The 26,218-nt window shown below is 46.6% G+C and carries 18 protein-coding genes; 7 read left to right on the top strand and 11 right to left on the bottom strand.

Features of this window, described 5'->3' with window-relative positions; genetic code table 11:
* Positions 1-3: 3 nt before the first annotated feature.
* From CLV98_RS16285 to CLV98_RS16275, 3 genes are all read right to left on the bottom strand, one after another.
* Positions 4-1,548 (bottom strand): RagB/SusD family nutrient uptake outer membrane protein, encoded by a 1,545-nt coding sequence (locus CLV98_RS16285; RefSeq protein WP_109675835.1) that lies wholly within the window; start codon positions 1,546-1,548, stop codon positions 4-6.
* Between the two features lie 11 nt (positions 1,549-1,559).
* Positions 1,560-4,550, bottom strand: a complete 2,991-nt coding sequence (locus CLV98_RS16280) for a SusC/RagA family TonB-linked outer membrane protein (protein WP_109675833.1) — start codon at positions 4,548-4,550, stop codon at positions 1,560-1,562.
* A 237-nt stretch (positions 4,551-4,787) separates the two neighbouring features.
* Positions 4,788-6,683: a helix-turn-helix domain-containing protein gene (locus CLV98_RS16275; RefSeq protein WP_109675831.1), complete on the bottom strand. Its 1,896-nt coding sequence runs from the start codon at positions 6,681-6,683 to the stop codon at positions 4,788-4,790.
* Positions 6,684-6,780: 97 nt separating this feature from the next.
* Here CLV98_RS16275 and CLV98_RS16270 point away from each other — a divergent pair, with 97 nt between their 5' ends.
* From CLV98_RS16270 to CLV98_RS16245, 6 genes are all read left to right on the top strand, one after another.
* Positions 6,781-7,905, top strand: a complete 1,125-nt coding sequence (locus tag CLV98_RS16270) for a DmpA family aminopeptidase (RefSeq protein WP_109675997.1) — start codon at positions 6,781-6,783, stop codon at positions 7,903-7,905.
* 147 nt (positions 7,906-8,052) lie between these two features.
* A complete protein-coding gene (locus tag CLV98_RS16265) occupies positions 8,053-8,406 on the top strand; it encodes a hypothetical protein (protein WP_109675830.1) in 354 nt (117 codons plus the stop codon).
* 198 nt (positions 8,407-8,604) lie between these two features.
* Positions 8,605-10,722 (top strand): ATP-binding protein, encoded by a 2,118-nt coding sequence (locus CLV98_RS16260; protein WP_109675829.1) that lies wholly within the window; start codon positions 8,605-8,607, stop codon positions 10,720-10,722.
* 125 nt (positions 10,723-10,847) lie between these two features.
* Complete coding sequence (locus CLV98_RS16255) at positions 10,848-11,237, top strand: hypothetical protein (RefSeq protein ID WP_146202295.1); 390 nt, start codon at positions 10,848-10,850, stop codon at positions 11,235-11,237.
* Between the two features lie 102 nt (positions 11,238-11,339).
* Positions 11,340-14,297: a protein translocase subunit SecDF gene (gene secDF, locus CLV98_RS16250; RefSeq protein ID WP_109675827.1), complete on the top strand. Its 2,958-nt coding sequence runs from the start codon at positions 11,340-11,342 to the stop codon at positions 14,295-14,297.
* 127 nt (positions 14,298-14,424) lie between these two features.
* Complete coding sequence (locus tag CLV98_RS16245) at positions 14,425-15,885, top strand: amino acid permease (protein WP_109675819.1); 1,461 nt, start codon at positions 14,425-14,427, stop codon at positions 15,883-15,885.
* 60 nt (positions 15,886-15,945) lie between these two features.
* Here CLV98_RS16245 and lhgD read toward each other — a convergent pair whose 3' ends face one another.
* From lhgD to recQ, 6 genes are all read right to left on the bottom strand, one after another.
* Positions 15,946-17,148 carry an L-2-hydroxyglutarate dehydrogenase gene (gene lhgD, locus CLV98_RS16240; RefSeq protein WP_109675817.1) on the bottom strand — a complete coding sequence of 401 codons (1,203 nt, stop codon included), beginning with the start codon at positions 17,146-17,148 and terminating at the stop codon, positions 15,946-15,948.
* A 73-nt stretch (positions 17,149-17,221) separates the two neighbouring features.
* Complete coding sequence (locus CLV98_RS16235; protein WP_109675816.1) at positions 17,222-18,418, bottom strand: anhydro-N-acetylmuramic acid kinase; 1,197 nt, start codon at positions 18,416-18,418, stop codon at positions 17,222-17,224.
* Positions 18,419-18,475: 57 nt separating this feature from the next.
* Complete coding sequence (locus tag CLV98_RS16230; protein WP_229203419.1) at positions 18,476-19,576, bottom strand: PSP1 domain-containing protein; 1,101 nt, start codon at positions 19,574-19,576, stop codon at positions 18,476-18,478.
* Positions 19,573-19,695 (bottom strand): hypothetical protein, encoded by a 123-nt coding sequence (locus CLV98_RS24025; RefSeq protein ID WP_262512154.1) that lies wholly within the window; start codon positions 19,693-19,695, stop codon positions 19,573-19,575. The genes CLV98_RS16230 and CLV98_RS24025 overlap by 4 nt, the downstream gene beginning before the upstream one ends.
* Positions 19,695-20,984 (bottom strand): phosphoribosylamine--glycine ligase, encoded by a 1,290-nt coding sequence (gene purD / locus CLV98_RS16225; RefSeq protein ID WP_109675812.1) that lies wholly within the window; start codon positions 20,982-20,984, stop codon positions 19,695-19,697. Before purD ends, CLV98_RS24025 begins: the two co-directional genes overlap by 1 nt.
* A gap of 41 nt (positions 20,985-21,025) precedes the next feature.
* Positions 21,026-23,230: a DNA helicase RecQ gene (recQ, locus tag CLV98_RS16220; RefSeq protein WP_109675810.1), complete on the bottom strand. Its 2,205-nt coding sequence runs from the start codon at positions 23,228-23,230 to the stop codon at positions 21,026-21,028.
* Positions 23,231-23,323: 93 nt separating this feature from the next.
* On the opposite strand from recQ, the gene CLV98_RS16215 reads away from it, so the two are divergent.
* Positions 23,324-24,298: a KpsF/GutQ family sugar-phosphate isomerase gene (locus tag CLV98_RS16215; protein WP_109675808.1), complete on the top strand. Its 975-nt coding sequence runs from the start codon at positions 23,324-23,326 to the stop codon at positions 24,296-24,298.
* A gap of 101 nt (positions 24,299-24,399) precedes the next feature.
* Here the strand turns inward: CLV98_RS16215 and CLV98_RS16210 are convergent, their stop codons facing one another.
* Positions 24,400-24,876, bottom strand: a complete 477-nt coding sequence (locus CLV98_RS16210) for a DUF4293 domain-containing protein (protein WP_109675806.1) — start codon at positions 24,874-24,876, stop codon at positions 24,400-24,402.
* Between the two features lie 29 nt (positions 24,877-24,905).
* Complete coding sequence (gene rimO / locus CLV98_RS16205) at positions 24,906-26,216, bottom strand: 30S ribosomal protein S12 methylthiotransferase RimO (protein WP_109675805.1); 1,311 nt, start codon at positions 26,214-26,216, stop codon at positions 24,906-24,908.
* Positions 26,217-26,218 lie beyond the last annotated feature (2 nt).

The raw sequence follows: 26,218 nt of genomic DNA, 5'->3' as shown, positions 1-26,218 counted from the left end.
GGTCTAATACCCTGGGTTTTGGCTTAGGCTCGGGTTGGCTACTAGGTCGGTAGCGGCGATGGGATATAGGGAGCGGAAAGGCTCTACATCTTTCCCATTTTTTTCACCACCTTTCCAGGCCCAGTTATAGCCTGATGTGAATTTTCCAAAACGGATGAGGTCCGTACGGCGGTGCCCTTCCCAGTACAGTTCTCTACCTCTTTCGTTGAGGAGGTTGTCTAGGGTGAGGGTAGTCAGGGTGTTGGCCTGTGCCCGGGTTCTTAACTCGTTGACTAGGCTAAGGGCTAGGGTTGCGTCTCCACTACCTCCTCTGGCCACGGCCTCGGCATACATTAGGTAGGCGTCTGCCAATCGGTATACTGCAAAGTCGGTATCGGTATGGGTCAGGTTTTTTCCTGGGGTACCATCTTGTTTTACGTTTTTCCATTTGCTGATGGCGTATCCATCTGTGAAGGTCGTCAGGCTTTCTATTTCCAAGGATTGGCCTTCTTTATAGAACATGGCCCTGGTATCCTTAGCATCGTCGAAAAGGCCGACAAACTCTTTGGTGGTGCGGAAGCCGGCCCAGCCTCCATCTACTCCAAAATCGGCGGGGTTCATACTGCCTCCGACGGCAGCATGGATAAGGGTGGTAGTTCCACCCCAAGTTTGGGTCTCGTTGCCGTCGAAGTTGATGGTAAAAATCGTCTCGGTAGAAGTATCATTATCGGCCAAAAAATTGTTGCCATATTTTGGGGCTAGTGTAAATCCGGCGTCAATGACTTTTTTTGCGTATTCGGCCGCTTCGGAGTATTTCTCCTGACCGATGTATACTTGGGCATTAAGGTACAATTTGGCGAGGGTCATCCAAGCCGCCGCCCGGTCGGCACGGCCATATTCATTGGTTTTGGGTGCTGGAAGCTCCGTTTCTAGTGCCTTTAGTTCGGTTTCTAGGAAGGTAAATAACTCCTGACGACTTGCTTGCTTGGGAAGGGAAGATCCTACCTGATCTTTTTCGGTGACCAGGGGGATACTGCCATATAGGTCTATTCCATGTGCATAAACGAGTGCACGGATAAATCGCGCCTCCGCCCGGTAGTTCTGTATTTCCTGGGTTTTTTCTATGCCCCTTTCACTCAGTTTGTTGTCGGTGGTTTCGCGTAGGAATTCATTGGCTACTGCGGCCTGGAACAATATTCTGGAGTAAAACGCCGATGACCATTGGTTGGAGGCCGTCCAGCTCATTCGGTGCAAATCGGGTAGGCCCGGGTCACCCCATCCGGTCACGGCCTCGTCGGTAGGGAACTCCTGCAAGTACCAATACACCCGCATATATCCTTGCGAGCCCCCATCATAGTTCTTAAGGTCTACATCGTCGTCTTTGGGCTTAATTCCAGACACGGCCAGTCCGGCATAAAGTTTGGCTAGAATTTCTTTGTAGTTATTGACGTCCTGGTACACGAGTTCAGAAACCTCCCCTACATAGGGCTTGGTGTCCAAGTCTTTGCAAGCTCCAAGGCTCAGAAGTAGGACGGCAGCGCAGAAAATGGTTTTAAATATATTTTTCATGATAGCTTTCTTTAGAAATGAAGGTTGAGACCGAGTGATAGCGTACGGGGGCGAGGGTATACTTGCTTGTCGATACCGTCGGCTATCTCAGGGTCCAGCCCTTTGTATTTGGTAATTACAAAGACGTTTTGGGCTACCAGCGACAATTGAGCCCTTATTTTTCCTTTCTTAAATAAATGATCGAGGTTATAGCCAAAATTGATATTATCCATTCTCAAGAAGGACGCATTTTGTACATAATAATCTGAAAGAATGGATTGATCGGTTCTTTGCGTAAATCCGGTTTCCAAGACATTGGCCGACAGGTTGCTCAAAAAGTTTCCTGAACCGGTAATCGATTGGTAGGAGCCTCGGTTGGCATAAATATTATTGAAGTTATAATTGCCAATATTGGAGCGCATGACGAAGCCTACACTGGCTTTTTTATAGGCTAGCTGAGAGCTGAGTCCTAAAAATAACCTTGGTGGTGCGGCCTGGTATCGGTAGCGATCCAGTTCGCTGATGATCCCGTCTTGGTTGCGGTCTACGAAGACTCCTTCTATTGGAGCGCCAGCTTCATTGTATACTTGCTGATACATAAAGAAGGAGTTGGGCGCATAACCTGTAGAATGCACCTGGGCGTAATTGCCCGTACCTCCATCGATCCCACCTACTAGCACGCCCACGTAGTTGGGGTTATCCACCTTGGTAAGGGCGGTTATTTTTCTTTTGTTGTAGGTGAAGTTACCGCTGATGTCCCAAGTCAGGTGGTCGTTGGTAATGGGGGTGTAGTTCAGTACGACTTCTAGGCCAGTATTTTCCAGAGTCCCTACGTTGGTAGTTACTTTATTGCTGAAGTTGGATCCTGCGGGTACGTCAATTTCGTTGATCAGGTCTGAGGTTTTCTTCTGATAGAAATCGATACTACCTGATATTCGTTGTTTGCTAAGCCCAAAGTCCAAGCCAAAGTTGGTTGATTGTGTCTGCTCCCATTTGATGTTGGGGTCGTAGGCATTGGGCCTTAATACCTCTACAAAGGTATTGCCAAGCTGGTAGCGGAGCCCTTGTCCGGGTGTATAGGCATTCAGGTAGGGGTAGTCGCCAGAGGAGAGGTCCTGTTGCCCGGTAATACCCCATCCAAACCGAAGCTTAAGGTCCGAAAAGATGTCGTCGCGTGATAGCTCCTTATTGATTTTCCATGCCAAAGCTACGGAGGGGAATGTTCCCCAGCGGTTTTCCTTGGCGAAGCGCGAAGAGCCATCTCTACGTACCGTCACGGTCGCTAAGTATTTGTCTTTAAGGGAGTAATTAAGGCGTCCGAAATAGGATAATAGGGCATAGTCGGTTTTAAAATAGGACTTGATGCCGGCCACATCGGGGTTGCCATAAGTAGTTCCATTTTCATTTTCTCGGACAAATCCTTGATTTTCAGCTCCTACCATGATGTTGAAGTTCTGCTGATCGACCTGCTTTACGTAATTCAAAAAGAATTGATTGGTGAAATTCTGACGACTCTGGGTATAATAACCAGTAGAACCATTATTGGTATAGGATGACGCTGATACGAGGTTCGAAGACCATTCCTTGCCATCGGTACTGGAGCGGTCGATACCGATGTTCCAGTTGGCATGTAGCTCGGGTAAGAAGTGGAATTGGTAGTCGAACTGCGCATTGGCAATGACCCTGTTAAGGGTGCCGTTATTGCTTTTCAGTCTTAAGAGGGACAAGGGGTTGGAAGCGGCCAGGGCCTCTATATTTCCTTGGGGATTTAACCATTGATAATACCCGCCAAACTTATCGTTTTCCATATATACTGGCTGGGTAGGGTCATATCCTATGGCACTGCCAATGGCCCCTTCGTCGGGAAATTTGCTTTTGGTGGTAGAGGCCTTGACGTTGATGTCGACTTTCAGATGATCTTTGAAAAACTTAGGCGTTAGGCCCAAAGAGGCAGAGGTACGGTCCATAGCGGAAGTCTTCAGGATACCATTTTGGAGGTTATAACCTACCGACAATCGATAAGGGATGCTTTTGACGGCTCCTGAAAGGCTCAAATTATTGTTGCTGCTAAAAGAGGTGCGGTATATTTGATCCTGCCAGTCGGTATTGGCCGATCCCAATAGCGCCTTCTGAGTCTCGGTGCCATGGGTATTCACGGCTTCTCTAAACTGCTCGGCATTGAGCACATTTATTTTTTTGGCAATTTGGCTGGCCGAGAATAGCGTGCTAAAATTTACTTTGAGCTTGTCACCGGAATGCCCCTTTTTGGTGGTGATTATGATCACCCCATTGGCGGCTCTTGATCCATATATGGCGGCCGCTGAGGCGTCTTTCAATACATTAAAAGACTCGATGTCGTTAGGGTTTATAAAGCTCAGCGGGTTGGCGGCACCTTTGATGTCGCTATTGTCTAGGGGGATGCCGTCGATCACAATGAGGGGGTCGTTGCTGGCACTGAGTGAGGAGCCACCCCGGATACGAATTTTACTGCCAGAGCCTGGGGCTCCCCCGTTGGAGGTGATTTGTACCCCAGCCAGCTTGCCGGCAATGAGTTGCTCGGGCGTGTTTACATTACCCTTTACAAAGTCGACCGAACTAATGGCCGTAATGGCCCCTGTAAGATCCGATTTCTTCTGACTTCCGTACCCTACCACTACTACTTCTTGGAGGATACGGGAATCGGCCGACAGGGCGACGTCGATGGTGGTACGGTTGCCCACGGATACCTCCTGGCTGTTCATTCCTACGAAGCTAAAAATGAGTATGGCGTTATCAGGGATTCCTGTTAGCTCGTAGGTGCCCTCTAGGCTTGTCTGGGTCCCTATGGTTCCTCCCTTGAGTAATACGGTAGCTCCAGGTATGGCTGAGCCGTCGGCCTGGTCGGTAACCTTTCCTTTGACCGAAATTTGAGCCATGGCCGACTGGCCTATAATAACCAAGAAGAAGAGTACCGACAGGAGGCGCCCCTTTCTGGTGTGGGTTCGACTGCCACATGCCCATTTTGACGTGTAAATTTCTGACATTACCTTGTTATTTATGTTAGTTAAATTTGCAAATGACCCGGTTTGGTCGGTCAATTATTAAAATTGATCTTGCAAAAATACTATCAAACTAAGGTGCTGTCGTTCCACTTTCCCGAAATGCCATTATTATTGATTTTTTGGCAATTGTTTGAATAATAGGGGGATAAGCGTCTTTTTGATGGGCCACTTTATAAGGTGGCACCTTTTTTATGCAAAAAAATAGAAGAAAATCCCTGATTAATCCTCTACCCGGGAGTCGTAGAAGTACTCTCTTGGGGTACTGCCACTTATTTTCTTGAAGGCCCTGTTAAATGCCGTTTTGGAATTGAACCCTACTTCAAAGGCGATAGCGAGCATGGTAAAATGTTTGTTCTTGGGGTCTTCATATTGGATTTTAAAATCTTCGATACGGTGGCCGTTTATAAAATCGAAGAAGTTTTTTTGATATCCTTCATTGATAATCCTAGAGAGCTGATGGGGCTGAATATGGAGCCGCTCAGCCAGGGCGCCCAGCGTGAGGCCTGGATTATGATGGGGTTTCTCCGTAGCCATAAATTTTTCGATTTTATGTTGCCACTCCTGCCAAAGGATCTCAAACTCTTTGTCCTTGTTATCGTCGGCCGTTGTGGGAGTCAAGGGCAATGTTGGCGGTTCGCTAATGGGTTTATTAAATAAGCCTACCGTCTCTTTATGGGGAATTTTGAAAATTTCTGGTTGGTGTATGGCAAAATACCCCAGGAAGTAAGGGATCAGCGAAAAGGCCAGCCAGATGGTATCTACGCTGGTTTCGAAGGAGGAGTAGTTGTTGGATATTTCAAAATGGTTAAAAACCATAAGCCCCCCAGCCGTGAGCCAAATCAGCAGACAAGCGGCCTGAATGACCATCACCGTACCGAGGTATTGTATATTTTGTTCGGTAGAGGCTAGGGTGGTATATTCTTTTTCGTAGGTCTGCATGGTTCGCCGGCAAAGGAACCAGTAATAGGTGTTGCTCAGCAGTCCAGCAAAGCCTACCGAAATAAAGAGCATATACATGGCAGGATCCTTATTAACAATCAGGATTTGCAACTCTTTGTGTTCCATCAAGAAATAGGGTAAATACAGCACCACTTGCAGAGCGGGTAATATAAAATGCCTCCACCAATGTTTGGGTAAACCGGGGGTCTTGAAGAGCAGGTTTTTAAGGTAAAAATAAAATAGTGGGGCGTACAAAAACATGGTGAAGTCGGGCAGGAGCAATAACTTGGTGTTCGACTGGGCCACGTCTCTGTAGCTGCCTATGACATGTAGGAAGACCATCGCCGCGATCAAGGAAATAGATATGACTAACCAGTAATTGGCCCTACGGTTGTAATCCTGCATACTGGGTATGGCTATAATAAGTAGGATACACTGAAAGGAAGAGAATAGCAGCAACAGGTCGTAGATAGAGAAGAAGTTAAAAGTGCTGGAGAAATCTTCCCAACTTAGTATTTCTATAGGAATCCTCTCAATTTGGTCCCGATCGTCGGTCTCTAGGATGCGATTGGGCAAGGCCTTTCCATTCAACTTCCCTTCCACGCTGTTCCAGTCGCCACGGGTAAATTTGTACTCCAACCGATCGAGATCGGAAACCACCGTCACCCGATAGGTGTTATCCATTTGTTTTCGAAGACGGTAGTCCTCCATGCCGGGATTCCAGTTATTAAAATTCCCTGTAATATATATTTGGGCATCTTTAGGGGTGTTTTCGGGGAGATTGGTAACTACAAAGCGGTAAGTGGGCTTGTATTCCCAACCGGCAAGGCGTATCCGAATCGTGTCGACGGGTTGCTCTGTCGTCCTGATATATTGCCGATTTTTGATGGGTGTTCCATCGGGGCGGCCTTCTATGAGATCCCAGCTTCCCTGTGTAATTTTGTATTCGAACTGTGTGGGGGGCTGGGGAAGTGTAAGGATATAGGAACGGTCGGCCTGTTGATGTAGCTCATACTGAAGGTCGCCTGGTTCCCAATCGTTGAAGTCGGTAGCTAAAAATAGCCGCTGATTATTAGTTAAAAAGGGAGGCGGAGGGCTTACGATTAAGGTCGTTTGAGAGAATGCCTGGAATGAAATGATTGACAATAGCCAAGCGATAAGTCCCGTTAGTTTCATAAGATGTGGTATTATAGCTGGGGCAAGATTAAGCATTTTGATTCATTTTGAAGGAGGATAACGGAATATAATGACAATAATTAAAAAAGTGACCGCAATGAAACATATTTTAGTGCTACTCGTATTGGCAATAGGGCCGGAGATGGTCTTCGGGCAAACACGTGCCCGGCAGGCGGGTATTGAAATAGGGGTACTTCCGACGGGCAACCTAAACGCCATTACCGATGTGGTGGGGGTAAAGGTGGGACAGGTAACCTTGCATGAGGGCAGTGAGATTCATACTGGAGTCACGGCTATTTTACCCCATGACGGCAACGTGTTTCAGCAAAAAGTCCCCGCAGCAGTATATGTAGGCAATGGCTTCGGGAAGCTGATGGGCTCTACCCAAATAGAGGAGCTGGGCAACTTGGAAACACCCATTATTCTGACCAATACCCTGTCGGTGCCGACTGCCGCTGAAGCCCTGATCGACTGGACTCTCGGCCAGAAGGGAAACGAGACGGTACGGTCGGTGAACCCCGTGGTAGGAGAGACCAACGATGGGTATTTGAACAATATCAGAGGGAGGTCGGTCACTAAGCAACAGATATTGAACGCCCTTGCCCAGTCCGAAGGAGGGAAGGTAAGTGAAGGGAACGTCGGTGCCGGGTCGGGGACGGTATGTTTTGGATATAAGGGAGGCATCGGGACGTCGTCGCGGGTACTTCCAGGTAAGTTTGGGGGCTATACCATTGGGGTTTTAGTACAGACCAACTTTGGTGGGGTATTGCAGGTCAATGGAGTCCCCATTGGCGAAGAGTTGGGGCAATACGCATTTAAGGATGTTTTGGATAAATCCAGTGATGGTTCCTGTATGATTGTAATCGCTACCGATGCCCCCTTAGATGCACGCAACCTGAAGAGGCTGGCCAAAAGGGCTATGCTGGGCTTGGCCAAAACAGGAGGAATAGCATCCAATGGTAGTGGCGACTATGTGATCGCTTTTTCTACCGTCAATCGGGTGCTTCATGAGAGCCCTCAGCCTACGGCTCCGGCAACCTATTTACATAACGATTACGTTTCTCCCATCTTTATGGCTGCTATAGAAGCGACAGAAGAGGCTATCATCAATTCCCTTTTTATGGCTACTACTCTGGAAGGATCGGAGGGGCATAGGGTAGAGGCCCTCCCACGGGAGAAGGTCCTTGCACTGATGAAAAAATATGGACGATTGAAAAAATAGGTGGATTGTACTTCTCTTCAACGAACTACTGGTGCCTAGAGGAGGAGAATCTATGTTGCCCCAAGGTTTTTATTCTCAAGAATAGACAAGATCAGACTATCAAATATCGTTGTATCTTTGTCGCTTTCGACAATCCTACAAAATTATATGTTAAAAAAACAAAAGGCGTTCAATAGCAATAAGTTCAACAAGAAAAGTATTGTGGAACCGAGTGAAGAAGGGGACTTGTCACCGGAAATGAGGTTTGAAGCCTTACAAGAGCAGCTTACTAAGCTGGACCAGCACAGTAAGTTGGGTAAATGGACGACAAAAACGCTCGAATTGATTCGTGATAACCCGCATATGAAATCGGCTGAACTGGCCAAAAAGGGTCATAAGGAACAGGAATGGCTGAAGCTGAATATCAGAAAACTGAAATCCTTAGGCCTTACTTTTAGCCATGAGCCGGGTTATTCTTTGACAGAACTGGGAGAGCAATATCTAAAGTTTCTTCATGCATAATGAGTTTAGCCCATGATTAATGACGTTGCTGGGTTGTTGTACTACATGAGTAAATAACTAATTCGTATATTTTGTTCTAATTTTATAAGGATTGTGTCTCGATTTAGTTGGAATTGGTCTTTAAATTTTGGAAATTTCATTTAATAGGATTTAGAGTGGTTATTTCATGTTGTAAATGCCTTCTGTTTGTATTGTAATATGTATCACTACTTGTTGAAATATGTTTTTCCGGGCCCATGGACAGGCGTGATTGGGCTGGCCTGCCTGTACTGGGCGGTTTTGGGCTGTACCCCCCAAAAAGAGGAAAAGCATTTAGCAACAGATTTCTCCATTCAAGTATTGGTCGATTCGGCCTTTAACTCTGGAAAACCCAAAGAGGCGTTGGCCGTTTACGATTCCGTTTATGCCGAGCTTGATTCCCCAAGCCTTGAAGACCGCCTCGATCGTTATATATTTTTGGGGGCGGAATATTACAGAAGGACGGGCGAGTTTCTGAAAGCCTTAGAAAGCCTGGATAGTGCCCTGTATTTGTTAGATTCGGAGACCTTGCGCATGCGTTATAGGAGCCGGTATATAGCCGTCAATTTTGCTAAAGGGGACCGACTTTTGGACATGGGTAAATATCCAGAATCTTATGAAAGTTTTTATGAGGCCATGGAAGCTGCCAAAAAGGATGCTAACCCCTGTGCCTTGAGCGACTACAACTATCGGCTTGGCATGGTGAGTTACCGTCAGGAAAAGTATGAGGATGCCATCACACATTTTAGTGCTAGCCTAGTGGGCCAGGATTTCTGTGGTACCACTTTTGCCGAATTTGCCAAAAAACAAGAGCTGATGAATAATATAGCCATTAGTTTTGGCAAATTAAAGCAGCTGGATTCCGCCTTAGTGTACAGTAACAGGGCACTAGATTATATTGAGAGGGAAGGACCGAAATACCCTTACAAAAAAGTATATAACCATAGTGCCCAGGCCGTGATATACGGGAATCAGTCGGATTATTATGCACAGCTTGGCCGATATGCCAAGGCGGAGAGCCTCTTGTTAAAGAGCATAGTGATCAATTCTCAACCGGGATACGACAAGGCCGATGGCTATATCTCCCTCTTAAAACTGGGCATGCTATATCAGCAAACCCGTCAGCCTGCCAAAACCTATGAGGTCTTGAAGCGCTTAGATGCGAGCCCCGGACTCATGGAGATTCCACAGGCTGAAGAAAAGCTTTATAAATTAAAGTCGGATTACTTTTTTTCGGTAAAAAAAATGGACTCTGCCTATGTTTATCTAAAGCGCTATCAGAGCGTTTTAACGGCTTCCGATTCCTTAGCACACAAGCTGATTTTGGCCGACTTGGATGAGGAATTTCGGATCCTGAGACAAAAACAAGAAAATAGAGAGCTAGTCCAGGCCATTGAATTAAAGAAGATTTGGCTTTACCTTTCCTTCGCTATGTTGGCTATGACGTTGGCCATACTACTACTTCTGTGGCGCCATTGGCGGTTATCGACTAATAACCTTAGGTCACTCGAAAACTTGAATAAGCAGATCACCGTTCAGAATATGAAATATGAACAGACCCTCGCAGATTTGAATAGGAGTAGTAAGGAGAAGGATAGGATCTTAAAGGTGGTGGCGCATGACCTGCGAAGCCCGATAGGGGCAATAGCGAGTATTTCCTCTATTTTGTTAGATGAAGTAAATTTCAATAAAGATCAACGCAAGTTGGTCACGATGATTAAAGAGCTAACCTGGCAGTCTATGGATATGGTTCGGGATGTGTTGGGCAACCGGAATGGGCAAAAGGGCCAGGACTTGAAAACCGAAAAGATGGACCTAAGGGAGCTAGCCTTTGCCTGTGTTCGACAGATTACCTTCAAGGCCGAAGCAAAAAAACAAAGGCTATTTCTGCATGCCGAAGAAGATATTTTCATGGAGGGAGATAAGGAGAAACTGGGGCGCGTTTTAATCAACATATTGATCAATGCCATAAAATTTAGTCCGGTAGGTAAGGATATCCATGTTTTCCTAGTACTAGAGGGAAGTGAAGTCGTGATCAAAATTCAAGACGAGGGTATAGGAATTCCTAAAGAACTTCATGAACAGGTGTTTGTTGATAATGGTAGCGCAAAGAGAACCGGCACCAATGGCGAGAAATCGTACGGAATTGGCCTGCCCTTCTCCAAAAACGTAGTAGAGGGGCATCAGGGTAAAATATGGTTTGAAAGCGAAGAGGAGCACGGTACCACATTTTATATCAGCTTACCCTTGCAACAAAGCGCAACAACGCATTCTGCCAAGGAGCCCTCTACAGTTTAAGACAGAACTCCTCTTACCAATGGCCTATTGGGCGATTTTGACAGGGAATCCCTTTAGATAATGTGAGAGGAATTTGTGATTTTGATATTTTACTCTCTAATTTGCGCTTTAATTGATTGTCACAAGTGAAAACAAAGAAGCTTTTTAGTCGGGTCCTAACTGTACTGATGGCTGCCATGGTATTAATGGTAGCTGCGGGTAGGTCGTGGCCTATGGCTGAAACAATTTTACCTGCTGAGCAGTCAGAGTCGGTGAGCTTGGCCTCTCAAGCCGAAACCGGACAGGACCAGGCCCCATTGGGCAAGGATGCCGTATTGCGGACGCTACATTTGAACGCAGTCATTACTCCTTCACTTTCCTACGATTTTTTACAATACTTCTATATTATCCCTTCCCCCATCTGGCGGGTATTGGAAGGCTTCGTATATCAGAGTACCCTAGCACCGTCTGTTGCAGTACTTTATAGTACCTTTTCCCGGATATTTGGGGTTAGTATCGTTACCAACGCCCCTTAGCGGCTTTGGTGCCCTTTCAGGATAGGTTATACCTAGGCCAATCTCTTTCTCATGGCTGAGGTAATCAATATAATTAAGCAATCATTCTAAGCAAATATAAAAATGACTAATAAGAAAGGAATAATAGGCCTGAGCATTGTCTTGGCCATTATTAGCGTTTACTATCTCTCGTTTACCTTTGTGTCGAGAAATATTAAGGGCAAGGCAGAAGCGTATGCCACCAGTGCCGATGGTACGGTGAGTATCACTAAGAAGCAGCAATATATCGATTCGTTATGGAGGCAAGATGTGTACCTGGGCCAAACTTTGCAAGAAGTAATGGAGCGGGAGCTTACCTTAGGGCTAGACCTTCAAGGGGGTATGCACGTGGTATTGGAAGTATCGCCTGTAGACATCCTCAAGGGTTTGGCAGGTGGAAATGCGCGCTCGGCAGCCTTTCAAAAGGCCTTAAAAGAAGCCGCTGAAGCGCAAAAAACCAGCACCAGTTCATTTGTAGACCTTTTTGTAAAGGCATATAAGTCAGCCTCTCCAAATACGAGCTTGGCTTCGGTGTTTGCTACCAGTGCCAATAAGGATAAGATCAACAGCAGCTCATCGGAATCGGAAGTGGTGAGTATGCTGAATACGGAGGTGGATAGCGCTATTGACCGTGCTTTCCAGATTACCCAAGCCCGTATCGATAAATTTGGAGTTACCAACCCTAACATCCAGCGTTTGCCCAATACCAACCGTATTTTGGTGGAATTGCCAGGTGTAGAAAACCCCGAGCGTGTACGTCGATTGCTTTCAGGAGCTGCCAAATTGGAATTCTGCGAGGTCTATTTGACCAACGAAATTATGCCCGCTTTAGAAGGCTTAGGAGCCTATTTGGAGCGTGAAGAAGCTAAAGAAAAATTGGCCGCACCAGCGACCCCATCTGTTTCTACTGATACTACCGACAAGACGGAAGCCACTGGCTTGGCGGCACAGTTGGCACAGAAAGCCGACTCCACCGTTTCCGACAGTGCCAGAGCAGCGGCTCAAAGCAGCGCATTGACGAGTTTGTTTGTACCCATGCCTCAAGGGTTGGGCGTTTATTTGAAAGATACTGCCAAGGCCAATCGTATATTGCACAGCCCTGAAGTTCGTAGCCTTTTCCCTGCCGACCTCGTATTTATGTGGGATCGTAAAGGGATGGATGCTGCCGATGGTCAGTTGATACTACCGCTTTACTTTATTAAAAAACAAGGTGGCCAGCCCGCTATGGAGGGCGATGTGATCGTAGATGCCACTCACGATTACGACGACAGAGGCCGTCCTGAAGTGACGATGCGTATGAACGGAGAGGGTGCTCGCAAGTGGAAATCCCTTACAGCTCGCAGTGTAGGCCGTCCGGTAGCCATCATTATCGATGATTTGGTGTATACTGCCCCTACCGTACAAGGAGAAATCCCTAATGGTAACTCCAGCATTACGGGTAACTTTACCGTAGAGGAAACCAAGGATATGTCCAACGTATTGAAAGCAGGTAAGCTTCCCGCTCCTACCAATATCGTAGAAGAAGCCGTAGTAGGGTCTACCCTGGGCGCCGAGGCCATCAGAGACGGCGTGGTGTCATCATTGGTAGGTTTGGTGATTGTGTTGGTATTTATGTTTGCCTACTATTCTCGTGCGGGATGGATCGCCGATATGGCCTTGTTGATCAACTTATTCCTGCTATTGGGCGTGATGGCTTCATTGGGTGCTGTACTTACCTTGTCGGGTATTGCGGGTATCGTTCTTACGATCGGTATGGCTGTGGATGCCAACGTACTTATTTACGAAGGTATTAAGGCGGAGATTAGCGAAGGCAAGCCCTTTAAGCAAGCAGTTGCCGATGGTTTCAAACATTCGATGTCGGCTATTATTGACTCCAACGTGACTACCCTACTGACTGGTATTATCCTGTATACTTTTGGAACTGGACTCGTACTTGGTTTCGCTACTACGTTGGTGATCGGTCTGGTAACTTCCTTGTTTACGGCTATATTTATTACCCGCCTATTCTTGGAGGCTCAAATCGAGAAAGGAAGATCCTTCTCTTTCTACTCGGGCCTTACCAAAAACTGGTTTAAGGACAATCATTTCGACTTCATCTCTCAGCGTCGTCGTTTTTACATGATTTCTTCTATCATTATTGCCATTGGTATCGGATCCTTCATTTTCAAAGGTTTTGGACTAGGTATCGACTTCAAAGGGGGACGCTCGTATGTGGTACGTTTCGAAAAATCGGTGGAAACCGATAAGTTACGTAATGCCCTAAGCGAAAGCCTGGAAGGTACTCCTGAAGTAAAAACTTTTGGTGGTAACGATCAAGTGAAAATCACTACTGCTTATCTGATTGACGATACCTCCCCTGATGCCGACCTAAAGGCCGAAACAAAGGTAATGGAAGGTGCTGCGAAAATGGAGGGCAATAAGGCCGAAATTGTAAGCTATAATAAGGTAGGACCTACCATGGCTTACGATACGATGATATCGGCGGTATATGCCATATTGCTCGCCTTGGCTGCTAACTTTGCCTATATCTTTATTCGATTCAAAAGACTTGCCTTTAGCTACGGTGCCTTGGTTTCGTTATTCCATGATGTAATCATCATTTTGGCTATTTATTCCTTATTCAACGGTATCCTTCCATTCTCGCTGGATATCGATCAAGCGTTTATTGGAGCCATCCTGACGATGATTGGGTATTCGATGAACGATACGGTTGTAATCTACGATAGGATTAGGGATTATATGAGCCAAGAAAGGTCTAAAAAAGAAAGCTTGCCTACTGTTATCAATAATGCCCTTAACAGTACCTTAAGCCGTACTGCCGTGACGGGTATTTCGGTGATCTTGGTATTGTTGGTACTGATCGTATTCGGCGGTGAAGTAATTCGTGGATTTACTTTCTGTATGTTACTGGGTGTAGTGGTAGGAACCTATTCGTCCCTATTCGTAGCCGCACCGGTAGTGGTAGACTTACTACAGCGCGAAAAAAATAAGGAGTTGGCTCCAGTAGCCGTAGAAAATGGCGCAAAAAACGCCAAAGTTTAATATATTGAAATCAGAAAGAGGGAAGGCGCGTACGCTTTCCCTCTTTTTGATTTCAAAAAGAAGCAGTAGCTATCAGGAAATTATGCTTTATTCTTTAAAGAAACAGACCCAAACTAAATTATAAAATATGGCTAGTCAACTTTGGTATAAAAAACCCATTGAAAAATTATTGCAGGAGTCAAGTGGGGATGAAAATCAGTTAAAACGCTCCCTGTCTTCATTGAGCTTGGTAGCCCTAGGAATTGGTGCCATCATTGGTGCGGGCCTTTTCTCATTAACGGGTATTGCCGCTGCCGAGCATTCTGGCCCAGCCGTTACTATATCCTTCGTGTTGGCGGCTGTAGGTTGTGGGTTTGCCGGACTTTGTTATGCCGAGTTCGCCTCTATGATTCCTATAGCTGGTAGTGCTTATACTTATTCCTATGCCACCATGGGAGAATTTGTAGCTTGGATCATTGGCTGGGATTTGGTTCTGGAGTATGCCTTAGGTGCTGCCACTGTTTCTGTAAGTTGGTCTCGGTATCTGTTGGAGTTTTTAAGTAAGTTTGATATTCACCTGCCGACCCAGCTGGTCTCATCCCCCTTCGAGGTGCTTACCTTGAGCGATGGTACCATTATCGACAATGGAATCGTCAACTTGCCCGCCATTTTGATTGTTTGGATGCTCTCATTGCTCCTAATGCGAGGCACAGAAGGTTCTGCCTATCTCAACAACTTTTTGGTAATCTTGAAGGTCGCCGTTGTCTTGGTCTTTATAGGATTGGGATGGAGCCATATTAACCCGGAGAATTACGTTCCATACATTCCTGAAAATACAGGGAACTATGAAAATTTTGGATGGACTGGAATTGCAACTGGCGCTGCTGTAGTGTTCTTTGCCTTTATCGGTTTCGATGCCGTATCTACGGCCGCGCAGGAGGCCAAAAACCCCCAGAAGGGCATGCCGATTGGTATCTTAGGATCCCTAATCGTCTGTACCATTTTATATGTACTCTTTGCTCATGTAATGACCGGCTTGGTGAATTACAAGGAGTTTGCCAATGACGCCAAACCAGCCGCCACGGCATTTGCTGCTACGGGCTATGATGGCCTTCAAACTGGCCTAATCGTGGCTATTTTGGCCGGTTATACCTCGGTGATGTTGGTGATGCTTCTAGGACAAAGTAGGGTGTTTTATTCTATGTCGAAGGACGGGTTACTTCCCCGTTTCTTTAGCGATATCCACCCAAAGTTTAGTACCCCATGGAAGACCAATATCTTCTTTATGCTATTTGTAAGTGTGTTTGCTGGTTTAGTACCTGTAAGTGACCTTGGGCATATGGTTAGTATCGGTACGCTGTTTGCCTTTAGCCTGGTATGTGTAGGGGTGTGGATGCTTCGGGTAAAACGGCCTGATCTTACTCGGTCGTTCCGGACCCCTTTGGTGCCATTTGTGCCCTTGATGGGCATCTTGGTTTGTGTTTACTTGATGTACTCTTTGCCTATTGAGAGCTGGTATCGTTTAGGTATCTGGTTGGCTTTAGGTCTGGCTATTTATTTTGCTTATGGTAAGAAAAACAGCAAACTAGGAAAGCAAAAGCCTGAATAGAAAAGACAAATAGAATTCATAAAACAGGGGCGGTTCGAAGATAGAACCGCCCCTGTTTTGTTATTTGAAACGTGCTAAAACATGTTCAGAGACGGTCTGTCCGATCGACAAAGAGGAAGTGGCAGCCGGGGAGGGGGCATTACAAACATTGATGGACCCTTTATTTTCGATGATGGAAAAGTCGTCGAGCAGCCCACCATCGTAGTCGCAAGCCTGAGCACGCACTCCCGCCCCGCCAGGGATGAGGTCGTCCTGTTCTATGGATGGAATAAGGCCTTGTAAGGCCTTGGTAAAGGCGGCTTTCGAAAACGACCGGTAGTATTCTCCCAGTCCGGTGCGCCAGTATTTGATGGCCACCTTCCGGAAGCCTGGCCAAGCCAAAGACTCCATGAGTTCTCCCAGTTGGAAATCGGTGCGGGTGTAGCCTTCTCGTCTAAATGCGAACACGGCGTTGGGGCCTGCCTCTATACCTCCTTCTATCATTCGGGTAAAGTGTACGCCCAAAAATGGAAAATTGGGGTCGGGCACCGGATAAATAAGGTTTTTTACCAAATGGTGCTTTTCTGGTCTCAATTTGAAGTACTCGCCCCGGAAGGGTATGATCCGTACCGGTACCCGCTCAGGTTGGGTGAGCTGGGCCATCTTGTCGGAGTAAAGCCCCGCGCAATTGACCACCAACTTAGTCTGGAAGCTTTGCCCTGACTCGGTACGCACCTCCGAAAAAGAATTTCGGCTATGAATATCGACCACCTTATGGCCCAGCAGGAGCTCTCCATCCAGTTTTTGATAACAGGCGGCATACTTTTCCGCTACCGTTTTATAGTCGATAATTCCGGTATAAGGGACCCATATGCCCTCCAGTCCGTTCACATAAGGTTCACGCTCTTTGATTTCTTCTACACCTATCAGCCGGTTGTCTGTTAGTCCGTTCTGTAGGCCTCGCTCATAGAGGTTTTTGAGTAGGGGTATTTCTTGAGGACTTGTGGCCACTACTATCTTTCCACAGAGGTCATAGGATATTTCTTCTTTATCACAGAAATCGAGGAGCATCTTATAGCCCCTGATGCAGTTGCTGGCCTTTAGGCTACCAGGCTTATAATAAAGGCCGGAGTGTATCACCCCACTGTTATGCCCTGTCTGGTGGCGGGCCACGCCGTTTTCTTTTTCTAAGAGTAATACCTTAAGGCTTGGCTTTTGCTCTTTTAATCGTAAGGCAGTGGCTAGCCCTACTATTCCTCCTCCTATAATGGTTATATCGTACATATATTTCAGAAGTATTTCTGGCGACCTACGTCTTAAGGCCAGCCGTAGGTCGTGATATCTTAATGAAGTTAAATTAGCCTGGCAAAGAAATTTTCCCCATTGTAACCTGAGGGACCCCGTCGCGGGAGCCAAAATCGGAGGCGTTGCCGGCTACGGCCTCATTGGCCAACACGGCGAATAAGGCGGCCTCCTTGGCGTCGCCAGTTACGCCTAGTACTTCCAGGTTCATGAGGGGGCATTGGGGCAACTGCGCCTGAATAGCCTCCATGAGCACAGGGTTATGCGCTCCCCCACCACTGGCATATAGGGTATAGGGCTCATTGGGATTTATGGCGATTTTTATAGCCTCTACGATGGTGTCGGCACTGAACTGAGTAAGCGTGGCGATGATATCGTTTCGGGACAGGGTGGTTAAGCGCGCTTGTTGAATGGCGGTCTCTACAAAATCGTAGTTGAATACCTCCGGACCAGTCGTTTTTGGAAATGGTTTGCCGAAGAATGGGGCTTTTTTCATGTTTTCCAGCAACTTTTCGTTGACAGACCCCTTAGCAGCAGCGGCTCCATTTTCGTCGTAAGGAAGGCGAAATAAGCGGCGCATATAGGCATCGAGTAGGGTATTGCCAGGCCCGGTGTCGGTAGTAAACACCGCCTGGGCATCCAAGTTGCCCGGGAGTATGGTAAAGTTAGCGATGCCTCCCATATTGAGAAGAATCCGGTTTTGCCCCTTTTCCGAAAATAGGAAATAGTCGCCATATACGGCCAATGGAGCTCCTTCACCACCTACAGCCATATGTTTTTGTCGGAAGTCGCTCAGGGTAATGATTCCCGTTGTCACGGCAATATGGTCCCCATCTCCTATTTGGAGGCTAGCATTGGGGAATCCTTCGATCTGGTGCTGCTTTTTTGGGGCGTGGTATACCGTTTGTCCATGGCTGGCAATAAGGTCAATGTCGCCGGCAGTGAGCCCCCACAGGGCCAAGCATTCATTGACCATCTGTCCGTGTTTCAAGCCTATGTAAGGGTTTAATAGGCAAAGGTCTTGCAAGTCGATTTGTCGCTTGGCAAATACCTTCCTGATTTCCTCCTTGAACTCCTGGTCGTAAGGAATGGTGCTGAAGTGTAGTACCCGTAATTTAGTTTTCGATCCGCTGCCTTCTACCTGGCAACATACCACATCCAGACCGTCCAAAGAGGTTCCAGACATCAGTCCAATAATGGTACGGGAGTCCTTATTGGCGATTTCGTTCAGTTGTTCTATCTGATTTTTCACTTTAGAGCAGGGTGAAATGTTAAAAGCGGCCCACAGGAATGTCTGTGGGCCGCCGGCTTAACTTTTTTTAGCACTCGGTTGAACATTAGCATTCTGAGGAGGCCGATTGCCATTGCGTTGGCGGTTGGACCGGCTTTTCCTACGTTTCTTTTTCTTTTGCTCGTCGCTGTATTTTTTGTCCAAATTCTCTAAATCGCTGTTTAGCTTCAAGGCTCCTTTATCGAGGGGCGACTTCACTTCGGCGGTTAGTATCTCTAGTGATTCTGGAATGATATTCTTCTTGTTGAGCTCTATAATCTCCAGGACCTTTTCGATGGCCACGGGGTACCAATTGGTTTCCTTGTCGAAGCCAAACCACATGATCTTTTTAAAGATATCTGTTTTCTGCAACGTGGCTACTCCTTTTTTGGTCTTTAAAGGCGCGTCTATCGTCGGAATATCTTTAAGGGCATCAATATAGGTTTCCAGCTCATAGTTGAGGCAGCATTTTAGGCGTCCGCACTGGCCTGAGAGCTTGGCCGGGTTGAGCGACAAGTTTTGGTAACGTGCCGCCGCCGTCGATATATTCTTAAAATCGGTAAGCCAGGTAGAGCAGCATAGTTCCCGTCCGCAGGATCCTAGCCCACCTAGGCGGGAGGCCTCTTGACGGAGGCTGATCTGCCGCATCTCTATACGAACCTTAAACTCGGAGGCTAATAATTTGATCAGTTCCCGAAAATCTACCCGCTCTTCAGAAGAATAGTAGAAGGTAGTCTTGGAGTTGTCGGATTGAAATTCTACGTCCGACAGCTTCATATTTAACTTCAATTCCCGGATTATCTCCCTAGTACGGTAAAGGGTGGGCATTTCTCTGGCCATGGCCTGGGTATGCTTGTCCAAGTCTTTTTCAGTAGCCAGGCGGTATAAAACGTGTAGATCGTCGTTGATGGCGATATTTTTACGTTTCATTTGCAAGCGTACGAGTTCTCCTTGGAGCGATACCGCCCCTATATGCTGACCAGAGGCCATTTCACAAACTACAAAGTCGCCCGTTACGAGATCGAGCTGATTGATATTTCTGAAATATTCCTTTCTTCCTCCTTTAAATTTCACTTCTACAACATCGAAGCGTTGGCTGGCTGGCACATCCATATGGCTGAGCCAGTCGTAAACGTTCATCTTATTGCATCCACCTGTTCCACAGGTTCCATTACTTCCACATCCAGAAACGGCTCCGTCTTTACTTCCGCAGCCTCCAGATGAACATGATCCACATCCCATATCTTTTTCCTCTTCATCAATCGTTATAACGAATTAAATCCATACCGATGTCGTGACGGAAATATTTGCCTTCAAATTGAACGGCATGTGCGGCACGTTGTGATTTGTGCACCGCATTTTCCAGGGAGTTGGCTACCCCGGTAAGGGCCATCACTCTTCCTCCATTCGTTACGACCTCGGTATTTCCATTAAATGTAGTTCCTGCATGATACAGAAAAACATCTTCTACCTTTTGGCTACCCGTTATTACCTTGCCCTTTTCGTAGTCGCCGGGATAGCCTCCAGATACTACTACCGTTGTAACGGCTACTTGGGGGGATATGGCCATTTCATAATCGTTTAGCGTTCCCTTGGCAGTAGCTGCCATCAACATGGCAAAATCAGACTGAATACGTGGTATCACCACTTCGGTCTCGGGGTCACCCATCCGAACGTTGTATTCGATGACGTAAGGTTCCCCTTTAATGTTCATGAGGCCAATAAAAATAAAGCCTACATATTTTATTCCTTCCGACTTAAGTCCGGCCAGGGTTGGTTTTACCACCTTCTCTTCGACCTTTTTTAGGAAGTTCTCATCGGCAAATACCACGGGGGATACGGCTCCCATGCCTCCTGTATTGAGGCCCGTGTCATTTTCTCCTATGCGTTTATAGTCTTTAGCTTCAGGTAAAATCTTATAATGATCGCCGTCGGTCAATACAAATACCGATAACTCTATACCCTTTAAGAACTGCTCGATGACCACTTTGTTGCCTGCACCGCCAAATTTCCCGTCCAGCAACATCTCTTTGAGGGCGGTATTGGCGTCTTCGTGTTTCTCTGCAATGATCACCCCTTTGCCTGCAGCCAGTCCATCGGCTTTTAGTACAACGGGAAGGCTATGCTTCTCAATATACTCCAGACCTTCCTCGTACTGCTCTGCTTCAAAGGTCCTAGAGGCAGCCGTAGGGATACCATACTTTTGCATGAAGTTTTTGGAGAAGTCTTTGCTACCTTCTAGCTGGGCTCCTGCCTTATTGGGCCCTATTAGCTTTATATGGCTAATCTCGGGATCGGTTTCGAAAAAGTCCACTACACCATTTACGAGTGGTTCTTCGGGTCCTACGATGACGAGATCTACTTTATGCTCGATTACTGCCGCTTTCAGGGAAGCAAAATCGTTATAGGAAAAAGGAAGGTTAGTAGCTACCGATGCTGTACCAGCATTTCCCGGTGCTACATACAGTTGGTCACAGAGAAGGCTTTGGCTTATTTTCCAAGCGAAGGCATGTTCCCTACCTCCCGATCCTAATATGAGTATGTTCATTGGTTATTTCTGCTTATTACTTTGCTTGTTATTTACTTTAATTAGTTGGCCAATTCCGACAAAAACTTGATGCGCATGAGCCGTAATTCTTCTTCACTTACCTCGTCGTCGGAAAACTCATCGGCAGCTGCTGCAATGTTGTCGGACTCGGAGGTCATAAAATAATCGAATATATCTAGTTGGCGCTCTTTGTCAATGACCTGATTGATATAATAATCAAGGTTTAATTTGGTGCCCGAATAGCAAATATGTTCAATTTCTTCTATTACGTCGCTCAATGAAAGGTCTTTTGCATCGGCTATTTCGTCCAAACTTACTTTGCGGTCGACCTGCTGAATGATATAAATTTTTATCTTCGATTTATTGACGGTCGATTTGATGACTACATCTTGAGCCGTTTCTATGTCATTTTCTTCGACATAATTTTTGATCAATTCAATAAACTGCCGACCAAATTTTTGAACCTTTCCCATACCAACCCCATTTATTTGGGCCATTTCTTGTTGGGTAGTGGGGTAGGTAGTAGCCATTTCTTCCATAGAAGGGTCCTGGAAGATCACGTATGGAGGGAGGTTTTTCTCCTTAGCGACTTTTTTACGTAAGGCTTTCAGCAACCCTAATAGGGCCTCGTCGTAGGCATGGGCATTCCGACCGGCTTCCTTGTCGTCCTCGTCGGCCTTCACCTCTTCACGCTCAAAGTCGTGGTCGGTGTGGAGCGTAACAGGATAAGGGTCATTCAGGTAAGTTTTACCCTTCTCACTGAGTTTTATAACGCCATAATTTTCAATATCCTTATTTAAGTAATTCAGTATTACTAGCTGGCGGATGGCCGAAGTCCAATAATTGTGGGAGTCCGATATTTCCAATCCTTTCCCATACACGTCCAGCTTATTATGTTCATAGCTTTTGATATACTGGTTATCGGTACCCGTAAGTACATCGGCCAAATGTTGGGCGTCGAAGCGTTGTTCGGTCTTCTCTACCGCCTGTAAAATGAGCACCACCTCCTCTTGTATTTTGGTTTTTTCGGTAGGCTTCATGCAGTTGTCGCAAAAACCGCAATCGTTCTCGAAATATTCCCCAAAATAACTCAACAACTGTCGGCGCCGACAAACCCCCAAGGTAGAGTAGGCCACCATCTCATTGAGCAGGTGCCGTGCGTTATCGCGTTCTGTAACGGTTTTATCCTTGTTGAATTTCTCGAGTTTTAGGATATCGTCGTAGCTATAAAACATCAGGCAGTTGCCTTCCAGACCATCCCGGCCAGCGCGGCCTGTTTCCTGGTAATAGCCCTCCAAGGACTTGGGGACGTCATAATGGATCACGAAGCGCACATCGGGCTTATCGATCCCCATACCAAAGGCTATGGTAGCCACAATAACCTCACAGTCTTCATTGAGGAAGGCATCTTGGTTAGCCATCCTGGTATTGCTGTCTAAGCCGGCATGATAGGGCCTTGCCCGTACATCGTTGACCCGCAGTAGCTCCGATACTTCCTCGACCGTCTTGCGGCTCAGGCAATAAATAATCCCCGACTTGCCTTTGTTGTTGCGGACATACCGAATGAGTTGCTTTTTGACGTCTTTTTTAGGTCTAATCTCATAATAGAGATTCTTTCTGTTAAAGGACGACTTAAAGGTTTCGGCTTCCTCCATTTGCAAGTTTTTCCGAATATCCTGTTGAACCTTCGGAGTGGCCGTGGCCGTGAGGGCTATAATAGGCAAGTTGCCTATGTTTTCTATGATGCCATATATCCGTCGATATTCGGGACGGAAGTCGTGCCCCCATTCCGAAATACAGTGGGCCTCGTCGATGGCCACAAAAGAAATTTTTGTCCTCTTCAAAAAGTCCAGATTGTCTTCCTTAGTTAAGGACTCAGGCGCTATATAGAGCAATTTTAGGCTTCCATTTAGGGCATCGGTCTTCACCCGGGTCATTTCTGACTTCGAGAGGGTGGAGTTAAGAAACTGTGCATTGATTCCAAAAGCCGTAAGCTGATCGACCTGATTCTTCATCAGGGCGATGAGTGGCGAAATAACGATGGCCATTCCATCACTCACTAGGGCTGGTAACTGATAACACAAGGATTTGCCCGCACCGGTAGGCATTATCACAAAGGTATTTTTGCCCAGAAGGATATTTTGGATGATCACCTCCTGCTCCCCACGGAACTGGCTATAACCGAATATCTCCTTCAGCCTTTCCTTCAATGTGTCCAAAACGATTTTATCAACCTTATTTACCATACTACGTCAACGAAAGGGTTATCCTAAAGTTCTTTATCTTTGTATTTAATTTAAATAGTAAAAACCAAATCTCTACCAAACGCTATTCCAAAATTGAAATTAATAAAAAATATTCAGTCGATAGCAAAAGAAGTGATACTACAGGAGGCTCATGCGCTACAAAACCTTGCCGTGTTAATTGATGCAGAATTTGAGAATTGCGTGCAAACGATCCTGAATGCGGGGGGACGTGTGGTGGTGTCGGGCATAGGGAAAAGTGCCATTATAGGCCAAAAAATCGTGGCGACTCTCAATTCTACTGGCACACCGGCCTTGTTTATGCATGCCGCCGATGCCATTCATGGCGACTTGGGGATGATACAATCCAACGACGTGGTGGTGGTTATCTCCAAGAGTGGAAATACACCAGAAATAAAGATACTTGTACCGCTTATTAAGCGGACTGGGGTGAAGTTGCTAGCTATGGTAAGCAACCCTGATTCCTATCTGGGTCGAAATGCCCACCATATCCTGCATGCCCATGCGGCCCAGGAGGCCGATCCCCTCAACCTGGCCCCTACCACCAGTACCACCGTAGCCTTGGCCCTAGGCGATGCCCTGGCTATTTGCCTGCTGCAAGTTAGGGGTTTTACCCACGACGATTTTGCCAAATACCACCCTGGGGGCTCCCTAGGCAAGCGCCTCTATCTGAAAGTAGAAGATATATGTAGCCATAATGAGGTTCCGTCAGTCCCAGAAACGGCCAACCTAAAGACCATTATTTTGGAAATTACTTCCAAGAGACTGGGCGCCACGGCGGTAGTGAATGCCCAAGGCCTGCTGACGGGAATCATTACCGATGGGGACCTGCGGCGCATGCTCAAGCAGTACGATGCCGACGCTTTGTTCTCCTTGTCGGCGGCCGATATCATGACCAAGAATCCCATTGCGGCTATGCTCGACGATTACGCCGTAAATGTCCTAGAAATGATGCAATCCAAGAGTATTACCCAGGTGGTAGTGGTGCAGGAAGGGCTGGTGGTAGGCTTCGTCCACCTCCATGATCTGCTGAAGGAAGGGTTGGTATAAAAAAAACAGAAAGCCAGGGCATATTTCCCGATCTTCCTGTTTTTTTATGAATTGGTAGAAAATTTATTAAGAAAATTTTCTACCAATATTGGTTAAATATTCTAGCGCAAACGATTGGAATGTTGGACTATTTTTTCGTCCCGTCTAATGAATCGATTGGCAAAAACATTGGAAAGCATGGATGCTACCAAGCCATAAAATCCATAATCATACTGTCCAGGAAGAGTAGGGTCGAATAATTTCGCCGTCGAGTAATAGGTGAAATATATAACGAGGCCAATAATGATGGTCATCAGAATGGAGTTGACCGCACAAAGAGCGGATTGTAGCACCCGGTTTTTGAACTGAAAGATGGCATAGGCCGCCACTGCCGCTACGAGTATGGCCAGAATCAATAAATAATAGGTCGGCTGGATGTTCGTCCTTACCGAGTCGAGCTGATGGGTAAGTTTCATGGCTGTCAAACTCGCCTGCTGTTCACCGTCGGCAGAGACTTTAAACCAAATGGGAAAAGACAGAAATACACCCATGCCAATCATAACAAGGGCAAGGAAGATGGTCTGGATTCGCTGTAACATAATTTTTAATAGATGGTATAATTGAAAATTTAAGGGACAAGTTCACCGTATAAGTCAAACTCTTCGGCTGAGGTGATCTTAATATTGGCATAGTCGCCAAGGCGGACGTACTGGCTTGCCGGAATCAGTACTTCGTTATCCACCTCGGGAGAGTCGAATTCGGTTCGGCCAATAAAATTGCCGCCTTCCTTACGGTCGAAAAGCACTTTTAGGGTCTGGCCAATTTTGTGTTGGTTGAGCTCCCAAGAGATACCTTGTTGTAGCTCCATAATCGTGTCGGCTCTTTCCTGTTTTACTTCGGCGGGGATATTATCCTCCAGGCTGTAGGAGTGGGTCTGATCTTCGTGAGAGTATTGAAAGGCTCCTAGCCGGTCGAAACGCATTTTTTCGACAAACTCATAGGTTTCATCGAAGGCGGCATCTGTTTCGCCAGGGTGACCGACGATCAGCGTGGTACGCAGGCTAATGTTGGGCACCTTGTCGCGGATACGCGCTATCAAGTCTTCGGTTTTCTCTCGGGTGATCCCTCGACGCATGGTTTTGAGTATCTCCGTAGAGCCCGACTGCAAGGGCATGTCCAGGTACTTGCATATATTACTGCGTTCGTTCATGATATCGAGTATATCCAGCGGGAAGCCCGCAGGATAGGCGTATTGAAGCCTGATCCATTCGATACCATCCACGTCGGAAAGTCTTGCCAGAAGTTCCGACAAATTCCTTTTTTTATAGATGTCCAGTCCATAATAGGTGAGATCTTGCGCAATAAGAATCAGCTCCTTGGTGCCACGACGGGCGAGGGATTGGGTTTCTTTGACTAGCTCATCGATGGACTTCGAAACATGGCCCCCACGCATGATCGGGATGGCACAGAAGCTACAGGGTCTATCGCAGCCCTCCGCAATTTTCAGATAGGCATAATGTGCGGGTGTGGTGAGCAGGCGTTCGCCTACGAGCTCGTGCTTGTAGTCGGCTTTTAGCGTCTTCAGGAGGCGAGGCAGTTCGTTGGTTCCAAACCAAGCGTCTACGGTGGGTATTTCTACCGCCAGCTCGTCCTTGTAGCGGTGAGAGAGGCAGCCTGTCACATATACTTTATCGACTACCCCGGCGGCTTTGGCGTCGGCATAGCGCAGGATGGTGTTCACCGACTCCTCCTTAGCATTGTCGATGAAGCCACAGGTGTTGATTACCACGATCTGGGCATCGTCCTTTTTTGATTCATGGTCGACCTTGAAGCCGTTGCCTTTGAGTTGGGTATAAAGTACTTCTGAGTCTACTAGGTTTTTGGAACAACCTAGCGTCACAATATTGACTTTATTCTTTATGATTCCTTTTGTTTTCATTT

The organism is Dyadobacter jejuensis (assembly GCF_003149085.1).
In the GTDB taxonomy this organism is placed as follows: Bacteria; Bacteroidota; Bacteroidia; order Cytophagales; family Spirosomataceae; genus Dyadobacter; species Dyadobacter jejuensis.
Note: the sequence above shows the minus strand (reverse complement) of the source record. Positions and strands in the feature narration are given on the sequence as shown.